The organism is Bdellovibrio sp. HCB290, assembly GCF_047305925.1.
Lineage (GTDB): Bacteria > Bdellovibrionota > Bdellovibrionia > Bdellovibrionales > Bdellovibrionaceae > Bdellovibrio.
Genome location: NZ_CP178620.1, coordinates 1166659 through 1179745 on the forward strand (window position 1 = coordinate 1166659; position 13087 = coordinate 1179745).

At 47.2% G+C, this 13087-nt stretch carries 15 protein-coding genes and 1 riboswitch; of the genes, 4 read left to right on the forward strand and 11 right to left on the reverse strand.

The genetic code is table 11. The annotated features are described in order from the left end of the window. Nucleotides 1-34: 34 nt before the first annotated feature. From ACLVWU_RS05745 to rnk, 3 genes are all read right to left on the reverse strand, one after another. Nucleotides 35-1609, reverse strand: coding sequence for a hypothetical protein (locus ACLVWU_RS05745; RefSeq protein WP_413578007.1), 1575 nt, complete (start codon nucleotides 1607-1609; stop codon nucleotides 35-37). 55 nt (nucleotides 1610-1664) lie between these two features. Continuing rightward, nucleotides 1665-1838 (reverse strand): hypothetical protein, encoded by a 174-nt coding sequence (locus tag ACLVWU_RS05750; RefSeq protein WP_413578008.1) that lies wholly within the window; start codon nucleotides 1836-1838, stop codon nucleotides 1665-1667. Between the two features lie 86 nt (nucleotides 1839-1924). Next, nucleotides 1925-2302, reverse strand: coding sequence for a nucleoside diphosphate kinase regulator (gene rnk, locus ACLVWU_RS05755; RefSeq protein ID WP_413578009.1), 378 nt, complete (start codon nucleotides 2300-2302; stop codon nucleotides 1925-1927). 430 nt (nucleotides 2303-2732) lie between these two features. Here rnk and ACLVWU_RS05760 point away from each other — a divergent pair, with 430 nt between their 5' ends. Further along, nucleotides 2733-3560: a hypothetical protein gene (locus ACLVWU_RS05760; RefSeq protein ID WP_413578010.1), complete on the forward strand. Its 828-nt coding sequence runs from the start codon at nucleotides 2733-2735 to the stop codon at nucleotides 3558-3560. 8 nt (nucleotides 3561-3568) lie between these two features. On the opposite strand, the gene ACLVWU_RS05765 is transcribed toward ACLVWU_RS05760, so the two are convergent. The 3 genes from ACLVWU_RS05765 to ACLVWU_RS05775 all read right to left on the reverse strand — a co-directional run bounded on the left by ACLVWU_RS05765 (nucleotide 3569) and on the right by ACLVWU_RS05775 (nucleotide 6942). Continuing rightward, nucleotides 3569-3829 (reverse strand): hypothetical protein, encoded by a 261-nt coding sequence (locus ACLVWU_RS05765; protein ID WP_413578012.1) that lies wholly within the window; start codon nucleotides 3827-3829, stop codon nucleotides 3569-3571. Nucleotides 3830-4017: 188 nt separating this feature from the next. Next, nucleotides 4018-4884, reverse strand: a complete 867-nt coding sequence (locus ACLVWU_RS05770) for an endonuclease I family protein (protein WP_413578014.1) — start codon at nucleotides 4882-4884, stop codon at nucleotides 4018-4020. Further along, nucleotides 4878-4975: riboswitch (purine riboswitch) on the reverse strand. (Overlaps the previous gene by 7 nt.) 155 nt (nucleotides 4976-5130) lie before the next feature. Then, entirely contained in the window at nucleotides 5131-6942 is a 1812-nt protein-coding gene (locus ACLVWU_RS05775) for a hypothetical protein (RefSeq protein WP_413578015.1), read from the reverse strand. Nucleotides 6943-7006: 64 nt separating this feature from the next. On the opposite strand from ACLVWU_RS05775, the gene ACLVWU_RS05780 reads away from it, so the two are divergent. Next, entirely contained in the window at nucleotides 7007-7618 is a 612-nt protein-coding gene (locus ACLVWU_RS05780; protein ID WP_413578017.1) for a hypothetical protein, read from the forward strand. Nucleotides 7619-8085: 467 nt separating this feature from the next. Next, a complete protein-coding gene (locus ACLVWU_RS05785; protein ID WP_413578018.1) occupies nucleotides 8086-8757 on the forward strand; it encodes a glutathione S-transferase family protein in 672 nt (223 codons plus the stop codon). 85 nt (nucleotides 8758-8842) lie between these two features. On the opposite strand, the gene rsgA is transcribed toward ACLVWU_RS05785, so the two are convergent. The 3 genes from rsgA to ACLVWU_RS05800 form a co-directional block, all read right to left on the reverse strand. After that, nucleotides 8843-9856, reverse strand: coding sequence for a ribosome small subunit-dependent GTPase A (gene rsgA / locus ACLVWU_RS05790; RefSeq protein WP_413578020.1), 1014 nt, complete (start codon nucleotides 9854-9856; stop codon nucleotides 8843-8845). 204 nt (nucleotides 9857-10060) lie between these two features. Beyond that, entirely contained in the window at nucleotides 10061-10975 is a 915-nt protein-coding gene (locus ACLVWU_RS05795; protein ID WP_413578022.1) for a hypothetical protein, read from the reverse strand. A gap of 206 nt (nucleotides 10976-11181) precedes the next feature. Continuing rightward, on the reverse strand, nucleotides 11182-11379 hold the full coding sequence (locus tag ACLVWU_RS05800) for a hypothetical protein (RefSeq protein ID WP_413578023.1): 198 nt from the start codon (nucleotides 11377-11379) through the stop codon (nucleotides 11182-11184). A gap of 134 nt (nucleotides 11380-11513) precedes the next feature. Between ACLVWU_RS05800 and ACLVWU_RS05805 the strand changes: the two genes are divergently transcribed. Beyond that, nucleotides 11514-12113 (forward strand): hypothetical protein, encoded by a 600-nt coding sequence (locus ACLVWU_RS05805; protein WP_413578024.1) that lies wholly within the window; start codon nucleotides 11514-11516, stop codon nucleotides 12111-12113. On the opposite strand, the gene ACLVWU_RS05810 is transcribed toward ACLVWU_RS05805, so the two are convergent. Both ACLVWU_RS05810 and ACLVWU_RS05815 read right to left on the reverse strand, forming a co-directional pair. Next, on the reverse strand, nucleotides 12110-12937 hold the full coding sequence (locus tag ACLVWU_RS05810) for a helix-turn-helix domain-containing protein (RefSeq protein ID WP_413578026.1): 828 nt from the start codon (nucleotides 12935-12937) through the stop codon (nucleotides 12110-12112). The genes ACLVWU_RS05805 and ACLVWU_RS05810 overlap by 4 nt on opposite strands. Beyond that, a complete protein-coding gene (locus ACLVWU_RS05815; RefSeq protein WP_413578027.1) occupies nucleotides 12900-13043 on the reverse strand; it encodes a hypothetical protein in 144 nt (47 codons plus the stop codon). The genes ACLVWU_RS05810 and ACLVWU_RS05815 overlap by 38 nt, the downstream gene beginning before the upstream one ends. Nucleotides 13044-13087: the final 44 nt, after the last annotated feature.

The window sequence follows — 13087 nt, forward strand, 5'->3', positions numbered from 1 at the left end:
ATTGAAACTCAGACTCTATAGAAAAGCCAGAGAACTAAAAGTACTCTTTAAGGCTGCCAAAGATCTTTTCGCGATTTGCGTTAGTTTGTTTGGAGTCCATCAAACCTTTGCAGGACAGTTGGCTGAGATCTTTGATTGCAAAGTAAAGATCATAGCTTTTAAGGCCCAATTCGTTGGCTTGGAATTCAGTCTTAGAGGCATCAAAAGCATAATCGCATTCCTTGGCTTTTAAAGCTTCGTTGATTTTAGGCAAATGCGGCACAAGTATATTGGTTAAAAGCTCACGCAGTTCCGCAGTTCCGCGGCGCTCGATCTCTGGGAAGCGGACTCTTGCATCGCCTAAGATATCATATAAAGCCAAGGGCTTGTTGTCGTCGTCATGAACTTGACCATCCTGGCGCAGGACTTGGTTCGCAGCACGAATGCTTAAGCAGGAGAGGAAGCCCGCCTTCAAGCGTGGATCACGCAGTACTCCGATATTTTCGCGAAAGCACTTCGATGCGGAGCTGTCGATAAATTCCTTGGAAGCACTGTGATCAAAAGCCGCAAAATCAGTGCCGTGCCGAATGTCGAAATCACCAGCACGGGGACAAGATCCGGTAAAATCCATGCCGCCATATACGATGTCTTTCACGAACTTGTACTTTTCAGCGCTGACGGATTTTAGTCGGTGAGGAGCGTAGCGAAAAGCGGAAACGCTTTCTGCAAAGTCCTCGAACGGATTGGTCTTGGCATAGATTGAAACCTGTTGTGTTCCTGGATGCATTTTCCAATGGTCAACAAGACGGGGATTCTTGTCTTGGGAATCCCAGCCGGAAACCTTTAGCCATTCCGGAGACACATCGATATTATTGGCGTGCATCGCGCTCCAGTTGTGTGCGAACTCGTGATAGATCGAGTATTGGCGAATGGGTTGCGTTTCTCCATTCCATACGTCGAAGACCTCGATGGAGGCGTTGGCAATCACGTCCTCAGCACCCTTGTAACCGTAGCCTCGTTTGAAGTGGATCATCTTTTGATTCAGATCCAAAGGAAGCAAGTGGCCCGGAGTGGCTTCGATTGCTTTCATAATGTCACGAATCTCGGAGGCCTTCCAGGCGTCCGCATTGTTCCAGACATAGTGAGATAAATTAAGATCATACTCGGTCAATAGCAAAAGAATCAGCGGGCCTTCTTCCTTGCCAAATAAGCGTTGAACGGCGCACATCACTTTGTCGCAACCGTTCGGTTTGCCAAAAGCTTTTTTGATATCATCTGGTTTCAGATTCTTGCTGGCAAAAATCCGGTCGGCAGGAGGCGTCACCAGCTGCATAAAGCGATACACCAATTCGGGATGTTCATTTTCGAAACGAACGCCTGCTACTTCGCTGACAGCCGGCAATTCCAATTTGGAAATGTCCGAGTATTTGGCGATAAAGTTTTTTAAATTATTTCGACGGACGTGGTCCTGATTTACACAACGGGGATTGGCCATTTCGTCTTCTGTCGCAGAATGAAACGGCGCTTGAGCCGGAGATCTGGAACTAAGTTCAGTCACAGGCTGGTATGAGAATTTAAAAGCCACCGTACAAGTGGTGATTGCTATACCTAAGCCTATAATCCGTTTCATGAAGACTCCCAATCGAGTCCTCTTATCGGAAAATCGAGTCAGGCCTTAACGAAAGTCAGCGCTCTTTTCGTACACCTTTGAACGGCTTGTTATCGGCTTTTACATTGATGAATCGCCCGGTGGTGGTGTCCCGTTCGATCCAGTGTTCAGTGTGCGAGTTGAAGACCTGACTGCGTTTGCGAACGGCACCATCTCTGTGGTTGTCATTTTTCTTTCCGACTGTTGCCATAACTGCTCCTCTTAGTATTAAGAGTAGCAGCTCTGTATCGGCCTGACAGAAAAGTGCACGTTCGCACCGGACTTGAAGCGAGCCGATTACCCTTGGGTGACCGCGCTGACACGGATATGTCTTACTTTACCATCAGTTAGCGGCCAGGAAATTTCCTGACCCACGCGCAGTCCAATCAAAGCTGCACCAATGGGTGCCAGAATCGAAACTTTATTTTCTTCGATGTTGGCGTCATTGGGGTAGCACAATGTGACAGATTGTGCTTTGTGCGTATCCAGATCGGTAAATGTGACGGTCGAGTTCATCGCGACAATGTCGTGGCCAAGCTCTTCGCTTGTGACCAGGCGGGCGCGGCCCAGCTCCTCTTCCAACTGTTCGGCAACAGAGGCTTTGGCAAATGAAAGAATGGCTGAAATTTTGTGATAGTCATCGTGTGTGATGACGAGTGATGGAAGGTTTTCCATACCTATTACTCCTTTACGAGTGGTTTAAAAATGTAGAATTTAATTTAAGAGAAAATTAATATGACCAGCCACAGAGGCTGACTCTGCGGCTTAAGAAATAAACTTCAAAACCAAGCCACACTGAGGTGGAAGCGTTTTGGAAATAAAATAAGGTCTAACAACTGAAAAATTCATTCTGGTTTGATCCTACCAGACCTCGCCATAAATTACAACCACCGCTAAAACTCTGAGTTAATTATGCTTTTCGCAATCATTCGGTGTCATTGGCTCACAATAGAAAATCTTCTCTAAGTATTCTCATAAAAACTAAAACCTAAGTCGCCAAACTTAACACCAGTTCTTTGCAGTTCTGTCATTCATTCTCCAAAGTTGCTGATTGGCAAGGTTACCCTTCTGTTATTGCGCACACAAACGCGCCAGAGGGAGAAAAATGAATAAAAAGATTTTATTCAGTACCGTAGTCGTCGCAGCTCTTGGAATGTTTTCCGTTTCTTGTCAAAGAGCAGATAACGAAGAATACCAATTCACTGAACATATCGAAACAGAACAGACAGAAGGTGCTCAGGATACAGAGAGTACAGAGGTTGTCGATAACGAGCAGAATCCTGCTGATACCACGAACGCAGACTCTGAAGACATCGTCGATCATATCGTAAACGATCAAACTCAAGATGATGGCCATGATCATGCCGAGAATGCGGATGCTGGCGTTAGTGATGACATTTTGGCGTTGGGCTGTGTGAAAGCTTCAAACTCCCAAGAGTCGAATGTGAATTTGGGATTGAGTAAGAAAGAAAAGTTTCTGGCAAAATGTGCCGCTGAAACTTCGAACTCTTCCTGGTGTGCTCAACTGATTCGCCCGAATCCCAGCAGCAAAAATACTTTTAGATGTACCTATGGCTCAAGCCAAGCCCATGTGTTGATTCACCCGAATGAAACAACCTGGAAGTATCCAATCGCTGCCGTAAAGGTGATCAAAGACCTTCAGGCAAAAGGGTTGAAAGTCAGCCAAATCTACAACTGGTGGAGACCCGAGCCCTACAATAAAAACGTCGGTGGTGCTGCCGGCAGACATCCTTACGGAACTTCCGTGGACGTTCGCTTTGCCAGCAATTCGACAGCTAACACTGCATTTAAAGAGCTTTGTAAAATGCGTAAAGCCGGCCGCATCCGCGCAATCGGTCACTATGGAAGTGCTTCATTGCATATCGGTGTCGGCGATAAGCTGGGCAATACCTGGGGTAAGTACTGTAACTAGTTTTTCAGTTATTTGATGATCGAGCCCGGCGAGCGAAGCGGTTTTGAATTGTTGGCAATTTTTGCTTTTTTTAAGTTTTGCTTTTTCGCCTGGCTTGAAAATATCTTCACTGGTTCCTGTGCATCCTTGATTGGGCACAGGGTCACCAAGGCCACACCCGAAGCTACAAGTAGCGCAGACGGCAATAGCAGAATATAACGCTTTTCGCGATAGACCGGTATTTGCAGAGGAGTGTAGGCAGGCATTTTCTTTTTATTGAATAACCGCATGGGTTACTTATCGGTATTTCGGTATATTAGTTTATGTTTGATTTATTTTGGACCGGGTCAAAACAGGACTCGTATCAATTAGTGCAAAATTGACGGTTTTTTGACCCGTTTTTGAGACGGGAAAAGTGAGAATTAAAACACAAGTTGCATATTAAAAAAGCCAGAGTTTCCTCTGGCTTCTTCGTTGCTTAGAATTTGCTGATTTTGTCGACCAATTCAGGGTAGTCAACGAATGGGTTGCGGTTCCCTTGGATCATCAGGATGGCGTTGTTACGAGCCATCTCTTCATCGTCCACTGGATCTTCTTTATCCCATTTACGCAGGAATGCCTCCTGGCGTGGGCTGATCGGCATGCTGTAGTGAACAGAGAAATAGAACAAGGCGCGAGCCACGTTGCCTTTGTGAGCTTGTGGTGGTTCGAATACGTCGTTGCCACCTTGAGCTGGTTTACCGAAACGAGAAACCGGGCATTTCAATTTTTTGGAATCACGAGCCACTTCACCGAATTCGTAGTTACCACGAATCGAATTCAACTCGTTGTCTGTTGGGTACAAGTGATGCAAATCAGATTTTTGCATGCCAGTGTTGAACTGACCAGAGAAACGGCTTTGTGGCCAAGTGTGCTCTGTGTTCAGAATGTTGCCGTCTGGATATTTACCAGGTGCTGGTCCGCGAGAAGCTGGGAATTCTTCTTCAGTGCGAAGAACACCACAATAAACGTCAGCTACTGCATAGCGGCCGTTTACTTGAGTCAAATAGTAAGTCCCCATCAACCAAGCGCGTGCACCATCATAGCCCAAAGAGATGTGTTGGTAGCAGCCTTCGCCAGAGCAGTGTTCAGAAACCTGGTCATATTTTCCTGGAATTTGTTTGTGTTCGCCGCGAAGAATTTGTTGCAGGCGAGCGATCAAAGCACCATTAGAGGCGCCGTTTGCCAGGTCTTGGTAAAACTCTTCACCGTAGTATGGAATACCTTGGGATAGAGAGGCAGCATTGCCAGAGATTGCGAAGAAAATCGAACAAACAACTAGAACTGTGGAAAGCATTGCTTTCATGGTTACCCTCTCATAGACAGGCTTTTACGGTGCCCGGTAGAAACGTGATCCCATATTGATCACTTATATGCGGTTAATCTTGACCAATGTTCTGTCCCATTGGCGTTTCAGTTGCAAATCAATATTGCCAAATGTTAAGTCTTCGGGCGTCAATCGCTTAACAACTCATCGCGTCGACTTCAATCTTGTCCAAATCCCAACATGACTAAATAAAGAAGGCGAAGTTTTCACTCCGCCTTCTTCGTTTTAAGTTCCGCTGATGATCGCTGCAAATTCTGACTTATTATAGTTAATCAGATTTGTCGATTCGGTGATGGCCGCTTCGATGCGGGTTTTTTCTGCAAAGTAAGGAGCCAGGGCTTTATTAAGTTCTGATTCACGTCCTTGAGTGGCCTGAATCTTAGCCAGAACATCCTGGATCTTTTTGTCTGTGGCTGAAAGACCTGCCACTGATTGCGAACGAGAGGATTGATAGCCCGCTTGTGTTTGCTCAAGCGTTTTCAATTCATTCTGGCGAGCCACCACGATCGCGGCTTTTGCATTCACATCCGCTTTCTTAGCTGCGTAACCAACACTTTGATCGTAGGACTGCAAGGCCGCCGTGCGATTTGCAACTTCATCACGAGTGCGCGATACCGCCGCATCAATAGCCGGGCGTTGATTGCGCAAATCCGCGATTTGATCCTGCAAGCGTGGAATCACGTTGCTTTGGTAATCGTTAATTTGATTCGCCACTGTTGTATAGGATGACATTTTTGCATCCAGCTGACTGCGCGTGGCGTTCACGTTTTGGCTTAAGCGGTTTTGAATATTGTATGTTTCTGTTTCTGCATAGTTGCTGACTTTGTTCATCAGACTGTTGCAGTACTCGCTACCACCGCGACGGCAGTACTCTGTGATCGGATGCCACTGAATACGGTCATGGCGCTCGCGATTGTAGTCAAAGCCGCGATAAATGGAATCAGTCGCGTTGGCATACTGACGAGCCGTTTGGATTTCGCCATCCAGTTGAGACAGGCGACGGTCCAAAGTTGAAACCTGGTATTGGGCATCTGATAGCTCGGACTGTCTGCTTTGAATACTTTGGTCAATGTTTGCAAGCTGACCTTGGTATTTCGAAAGATCCGTTTTGGAGTTTTGCGCCAGCGTGTTCAGGCGCTGGTGTTCTGCTTCAAACGGCGCCAACACTTTCCAAGCATCGTCATACACGGCATTGGCCTGCACAACTTCGGACTCTTTTGCCTTGATCATATTTTGCTGCGTAAGAATTTGTTGATCCAAAGATTGGATTTTTTGTTCAAGCGTGGCTTTTTGACTTCTTAATGTCACAAGCTCTTTTGTCGTTAATTGATCCAATGAACCTGTCACCTGACCCAGCTCTTGAATCTGTTTTGCATATTGGGAGTTCAATGCCGTCAACTGACGCTGGTAGGACGCTTTCAAAGTGTTGGCGTTGATGGAATCCTGGTACAAAGAGCGCAGTTGCGCTGCTTGTTCTGCAGTGAACGTCAACGGATCCATTGTTGCTGTCATCGCTGGAGCAAAGAATTTTTCAAAATCAATTGCTACCAAAGCTTTGCCACCTGAACATTGAGTCGCCAGTGCATCAACGATGTCGCTGGAACCTCGCAATGAAAAATCAATTGCTTTGGCGGGTTGATTCGGAACCAAACCTTGAACCAACAGACGAGTTTGGCGTTTGATGTAAGAAACTAAAGCATTGGTATCGGTTGGCACTTGCCAGAAGGACATGGAGCCGTCGGCGCTTTGCAAGGGAATAAAGGCGAAGCTTTGGATGGGTTTAACTTCAGTGGTAAAACGAAAAGCTTTTGCCGCACCAGAAGCGTCGCGAATGTAGGCCTCGACCGGTGTGTTGCCGGATTTTTCAAAGCGCAATTCGAAACGGTAGGACTGTCCGTTTACCACGCGAGTGGTGGAGGCGACGCAAATCGCGCTTGTGTCGTCCAGTGACCAGTCTTTCACGGTCACTGGTTTTGCGAATGCAAAATTTGAAATCAGAATGCTTGAAGTAATTAGTGTCAGTCTTAGTGCATTCATTTCTTAGTTCCCTTCAACTTGAATCAGTTCAGAAGTTTCCACATTCATATGACGAGGGCCTGGCTTGCCTGGGCCGCCGGGACCACCGGGTTTACCAGGGCCTGGTCTGCCCGGGCCGGGACCACCAGGTCCACCTGGTTTACCAGGGCCGCCCGGAGGTCTCGGAGCTGGAGCCGGTGGCTTCGGAGCCGGAGTTGGTGGCTTCGGAGCTGGCGCAGGCGGTTTAGGAGCCGGCGCTGGTGGCTTTGGAGCCGGCGCTGGTGGCTTTGGAGCCGGCGCTGGTGGCTTTGGAGCTGGCGCAGGCGGCTTTGGAGCCGGAGCTGGTGGCTTTGGAGCCGGAGCTGGTGGCTTTGGAGCCGGAGCTGGTGGCTTTGGAGCCGGAGCTGGTGGCTTTGGAGCCGGCGCTGGTGGCTTTGGAGCCGGCGCTGGCGGCTTTGGAGCCGGCGCTGGTGGCTTTGGAGCTGGCGCTGGCGGCTTTGGAGCTGGCGCTGGCGGCTTTGGAGCTGGCGCTGGCGGCTTTGGAGCTGGAGCTGGTGGCTTTGGAGCTGGAGCCGGTGGCTTTGGAGCTGGCGCTGGTGGTTTAGGAGCTGGCGCTGGTGGCTTAGGAGCCGGAGGTTTTGGGCTTGGCGGCGGTGGACGAGGTGCTGGTGGTGGTTCCGGGCGTTTTGGGCAGTAGCGAGAAGAAACTACTTCTGCTTCGTTGTTGCAGCTTGCAACTGTGCAGTTTGCAAAGTTGCGTTGGCAAAGGTTGACTGCAACTTGTTCCGCATTCCAACGGTCATCGCCAGAACCTTTAACTCTGATCTGATTTCCCAAGTAGTCTGTGCCGACAGCTTCGCATGTGGAATACTCTAGTGAGCATGTTTCAACGCAGTCGCCGTGTTTTGATTGGCAAGATCCACAACTATCGTGGCCTCCCCAATGTTCTTCCCATCCTTTGTCGCGAGCACTACAAGTAACGCGCGACGCAAAAGCGGGGGCTGTACCGAACGACATTATTAAACTCATTATCAGACACAGTGGTTTCATTATGGCTTCTCCTCCAGGCGAAGTACTCACAAATGCAACCCTTGTACCAATTAAATTGGTGTACTTTTGCGCCCGGTCGTTAGAAAACCGTTAACTCATGCAAGGAGTTTTTCAGTGGCGTTTCATGTGCACAGCGACAAACCATTTTTCGATCTAGTGATTGGCGATAAAACTTATTCATCTTGGTCCATGAGAGCATGGCTGGTGGCGGTTCAATCTGGACTGCCATTTAAAGAAATCAACATCAAGCTTGATGATGCAAAAACGGCCGCACAAATTGCCAAGTACACAGACTCGGGAAAAGTTCCGGTTTTAAAACAAGGCAAGCGAGTCATTTGGGATTCATTGGCGATTGCAGAATATCTGAACGAGCTTTCACCTGAAGCAAAATTGTGGCCGGAAGAAGCGGGGACTCGCGCATTGGCACGCAGCTATGCCGCGGAAATGCACTCGGGCTTTCCAAATCTTAGAACCAATCTAAGCATGGATTTAAAACGCAGCCAACCGGTCAAGCATTTGACGGATGGAACGCGCGCTGAAATCAATCGTATTATCAAGTTGTGGAAAGACGCCTTGAAGGTCAGTGAAGGGCCTTTCTTGTTCGGCGATTTTTGTATTGCCGATGCATTCTTTGCGCCAGTCGTATTCCGCTTTATCAATTACGGAATCAAGATGAAAGATCCGATGGTCAAACAATACATGAAGAACATCCAGGATCACCACGGCGTGCAATTCTGGATGGAGGAAGCCATGCAGGAAAAATCCAAACCTATCGAGTTCAATTAAAGATAATCCTGAAATAAAAAAAACCGAAGTCCAGAGGGCTTCGGTTTTTTAAAATGGTGCTGCCCGTGAATGGGGAATAGTTCTTTTATTTCTGCCATTTCTTTTTAGGAACTTTGATTTTACTTAAAGCCTTTTGATAAGCCGCCCAGCGTTCCGTCGAGAGGGTGTTGGCTTTAAGGGCCGCGCTAATGGCGCATCCCGGATCATTTTGATGGCGGCAGTTTGTGAACTTGCATTCCAAAGTGAGTTGCTCAACATCTGAAAAATCGCGGGAAGAACTTTCTTCTGTGTCATTCTTGATCGCTAGAACTTCTTGCATCCCGGGAGTATCAATAACAAGACCATCCCACCGAGTGCGCAGAATATTTCTAGAGGTCGTCGTATGTTTGCCTTTTGAATCTATTCCCAGCTCGCCGGTTACTTGGCCGTCACTTGCAGTCAGGTAGTTGCTTAAGGTGGATTTACCTACACCCGAAGAACCTAGCAGCACCGAAGTTTTTCCAAAGATGAAAAACTTCTTTAATTCGTCCATTGATTGCGGTTGCAGGCTGGAAATTAAAAATATCTCAATATCGCCAAATTCATTTCTTATTTTTTGCACATACTCTTCCGGATGGGCGCATAGATCTAGTTTCGTCAGCAGAATGTGCGTGCTTGCGCCGGAGTCTTTGCCGATTTCTAAATATCTACCTATACGTTCCAGATCAAAATCTTCATTCAGCGAAGTAACCACCAGCAGATGATCCACATTGCTTGCCAGATGCTGGGTCTTATTTTCGTTACCTGAACGTCGTCGTCCTAAATAGCTTTGTCTGGAAAGAACATGATGAATCTCGGCCTTTGCTTGCCCTTGGCTTGGAGTGAAGGCGACCCAATCACCAACCGTAGGGAAGTCATCAGCAGCTTTACTTGCTTTAAATAACCGAGTACTGATCACACCTTCCAAAACGTCGTTTGCAGTGACCTGCAGGTAATAATGCCCGCGTCCCTGACCAATAATGCGAGCAGGGTAAAGACCGGATTCACTGACTTTGTCAAAACTTGCTTGAAAGAAATCATTCCAGCCCAAAGAGGATAGAAAAGGTGAGTAGGTACTCATTGTAGGAACTTTGATAAGATCGACATTGAGTATGTTTAACACGTCAGATTCAAAACTAGAAGAGGGAATTAAGGCCGATAATGATTTCAGCTTTGTTTTGATACGCAGAAGTTTGCCTAAGAGATTCAATAATGGTTCTAAACTCGTTCCATATGGCCCGCCAGTTTAAAGTTGGCGGGTCTTTTGTTGTATTGCGTGAAATGGCTATTGTGGTGTGCCGGCTGCAATCCATGCGTCGACGAGCGATCTTTGGGCTTGCGGTAATATACCGTTGGTCGGCATCGGATCGTTGGCGTTGTTCATGCGCGCTTTGATTCTCGAGGCCGCAGCTTTTGCCTGCGCATAATTCGTCAAATCCAATCCATCTGAAGCTTTACCTGCTTTGTGGCAAGCGAAACAATTTGTCGCGAAGACTCCCCCTGAAGCAGCCAGTTGAGTATATGTCACCGGAGTCGCCGTTGGTGATGGAGACGGTGATGGCGAAGGTGACGGCGTCGGAGTTGGGGATGGAGAAGGCGTCGGAGACGGTGTGACCGATGGTGATGGCGAAGGCGACGGCGTCACTGACGGAGATGGCGACGGTGAAGGTGTAGGACTAGGACTTGGCGTGACCGTTGGACTTACAGTCGGAGAAGGTGAAGGTGTTGGTGACGGACTTGGTTGCACGACAGGGCCGTTGTCAGCCAAGCATTGTGCATATTTATCTTGGGCCGCTGTCCAAAATAGATTGATTTCATCAATACGTGCCTGATTCGCAGGCCCCGTGCTTGGAGGTTGGTGGTTGGCATCAACAGCACGGCTGGAAATTTTAGCAGCGCCCACAGGAGTAAATGCGTTGTAGGATGCCAGGACATCCTTACTGCCGAAGACTCCTTTGCCAATGCCTCCAGAAGTGTGACAGCCTCCGCAGGTTTGGTTCAGAAATGGATGAAATGTATTAGCGTAGACTTTTACAATCGCTTCTTCGCAAGATTCGCCATTTGCTGTTGAGAATTCAGAATTACCACCCGAGATTGAACTTAAAGTCGAAAAGCCCTCACCGCAGTTATTGAATGAGATCATTGTTATCACGGCCCCAAATGCCCATAGTGTCTTTTGAAGTTTATAGGACCGTTTCACCGAAGCCTCCGCTAATTCGTGATGATAAGCTCACTTTATTAGTTTCGGCTGTAAGTTAGGATAGCAAAATAACAAAGTCTCAGATTCCTGCCTTGAGACATATCTTCCGTTCCATAATATTCAAATTTTGTCGGTGGATTACATTCATGCCGGTAACAATATGTCAGCTGAAGAAAATTACCTGGGGCCAGCTAGGGATGCGGGGGTTATCCCAGACGGCAACCTTCTTTAGTGGTAATTCTAGGTGCCTTATCCAAAATTCGCGACATACAGGCACCTTCGGTTTTGAAGGCTGATTTTTGCACGACTTCGATTTTAAAATCTGGGGATTGAGGGGGAGTGAATGAGATGAATGCTCCCAGGACTGACAAGCTTACAATTCCTAATGCGATTGTTTTGATCATTTGCTTTCCTTACCCATTACTAACAGCTGATTAATTTATCGGCCGAAACCAGCCTGGACCAAAGGTGTATTTGAAAATTTCTTAGACGAAATAATCAAGATTTAGTCTCAGAATGAAACATCGGGGGATAGTTGATGAAATACGCTCTGGCAATACTGACGACCGCATTCGTAATCAATGCAAACGCCATGATTTTGTTTGAACCCATGGTGGCTTATGAGGTCTCAGGCGACACGAACATCCAGTACACAGCCGCTGGCGAAACGCTTAAAGGTGTTGCTAAACTTGATGGCAAAAGCTTAGACAGCATTTCCTATGGAGGGCGTTTAGGTTGGGTGTTTGGTAATGGAGCCTGGCTCGCTGGCGAGTATATGGCGGCATCCGGTGGGAAAATCAAATACGACACTCACGAGGACAAATTTGAACGTGAATCCATCGGAGCAGATCTAGGTATGTGGATGGGGCGTTGGAATTTGTGGGTCGGTTATAACTTCACCGACAAACTAAACATCACCCAGCCAACTGCCACAAAAAAAGATGAAATCACCGGTACAGCCATCCGCGCAGGTATCGGCTTCCTCGTATTCCGCCATCTTTCGATCAATGTGGAAGGCGCTTACCGTACCTACACTGAAGGCAAATCAGAGACCGATACCGTCTATCAAAACATGCCCCAGTACATAGAAAAGTTTAATCAAACCACAGTAACCGCAGGACTCTCGTTTCCATTCTAAAGATTTTCGATTTTTCCCGCCAGCTCATCCATTTGTAGCAGACGCTCTGAGTCCTGTGGCAAAGAGGCATGGGCATTTAAGATCACCGCGGAAAACAGTTTATCCGGGCTATAGGCTTTCTCTTCAATTTTGCTGATGGCATGAAGTTGAGCGATCGCAGCCCGTGCTTCTTGGGCCCATTTCATATAGCTTTCCTGGGTCAGCTTAATAGATTGAATAGAATAGGTCGCGTGAGATTTGTGATCGCGGGTCTTTTCATCAATCGAGGCTTCTTTGGTCAGGGCGTCCATGATTACGTTGGTAAAGAAACCACCAGTGCCGTCAATCCAGCGCTTGTAATAGGTTTTGGAAAGGATGCCATCGCCAAAATTCACTGCGCCATCAAATGTGGATTTTACGCGCAACTTGCCAGTCACTTTGATCAGTCCCAGGTTTTCAAGCTTTACCAGATATTTATCCACCGACAGTTTGTTGAGTTTAAATCTTTCGGCAATTTCCTGGGGAGTTCTGCCATCATGGATCTGCAAAAAGAACGATAGGTAGTTCATATTCTTAACCAGAAACTTTTGCTGTTCGTCTGAAAGGCGGGCAGGGCCTTGTGAGGCTTTGGCACTTGCAGAAAGGGCATGCAAATCAGACAAGGTTAGTTCCAGAACTTCACAGATTCGAAAAAGATCATTCAGTCCCAGATCATGATCACCCATCCAGCGCTTGATGGTGGGAACTGAAACTTCAAGTTCCTGCGCCAGATCCTCGTAGGTCATCTTGCGTTTTTTAAGCTGTTCCTTAAGAACAGATTTTATCTTTTGAATTTGAATGTCCATAGTCTTCACTCCAATTTTGAAAACCCTCGCCGAATTCTTTTTCTAAGACAGCGATATCTTCTATTGAGGGACCTGCAAATAAGAGCCAGTGAATCAGTGCCTTCATACTTCCTCCGTTTTTAAGGGTGAGGTCTAAAAACAGATTTGCCG

Coding starts and splice junctions, on each gene's coding strand:
- ACLVWU_RS05745 (WP_413578007.1), bottom strand. CDS start 1,609: ATGAAACGGATTATAGGCTTAGGTATAGCAATCACCACTTGTACGGTG.
- ACLVWU_RS05750 (WP_413578008.1), bottom strand. CDS start 1,838: ATGGCAACAGTCGGAAAGAAAAATGACAACCACAGAGATGGTGCCGTT.
- rnk (WP_413578009.1), bottom strand. CDS start 2,302: ATGGAAAACCTTCCATCACTCGTCATCACACACGATGACTATCACAAA.
- ACLVWU_RS05760 (WP_413578010.1), top strand. CDS start 2,733: ATGAATAAAAAGATTTTATTCAGTACCGTAGTCGTCGCAGCTCTTGGA.
- ACLVWU_RS05765 (WP_413578012.1), bottom strand. CDS start 3,829: ATGCGGTTATTCAATAAAAAGAAAATGCCTGCCTACACTCCTCTGCAA.
- ACLVWU_RS05770 (WP_413578014.1), bottom strand. CDS start 4,884: ATGAAAGCAATGCTTTCCACAGTTCTAGTTGTTTGTTCGATTTTCTTC.
- ACLVWU_RS05775 (WP_413578015.1), bottom strand. CDS start 6,942: ATGAATGCACTAAGACTGACACTAATTACTTCAAGCATTCTGATTTCA.
- rsgA (WP_413578020.1), bottom strand. CDS start 9,856: ATGAGTACCTACTCACCTTTTCTATCCTCTTTGGGCTGGAATGATTTC.
- ACLVWU_RS05800 (WP_413578023.1), bottom strand. CDS start 11,379: ATGATCAAAACAATCGCATTAGGAATTGTAAGCTTGTCAGTCCTGGGA.
- ACLVWU_RS05805 (WP_413578024.1), top strand. CDS start 11,514: ATGAAATACGCTCTGGCAATACTGACGACCGCATTCGTAATCAATGCA.
- ACLVWU_RS05810 (WP_413578026.1), bottom strand. CDS start 12,937: ATGGACATTCAAATTCAAAAGATAAAATCTGTTCTTAAGGAACAGCTT.
- ACLVWU_RS05815 (WP_413578027.1), bottom strand. CDS start 13,043: ATGAAGGCACTGATTCACTGGCTCTTATTTGCAGGTCCCTCAATAGAA.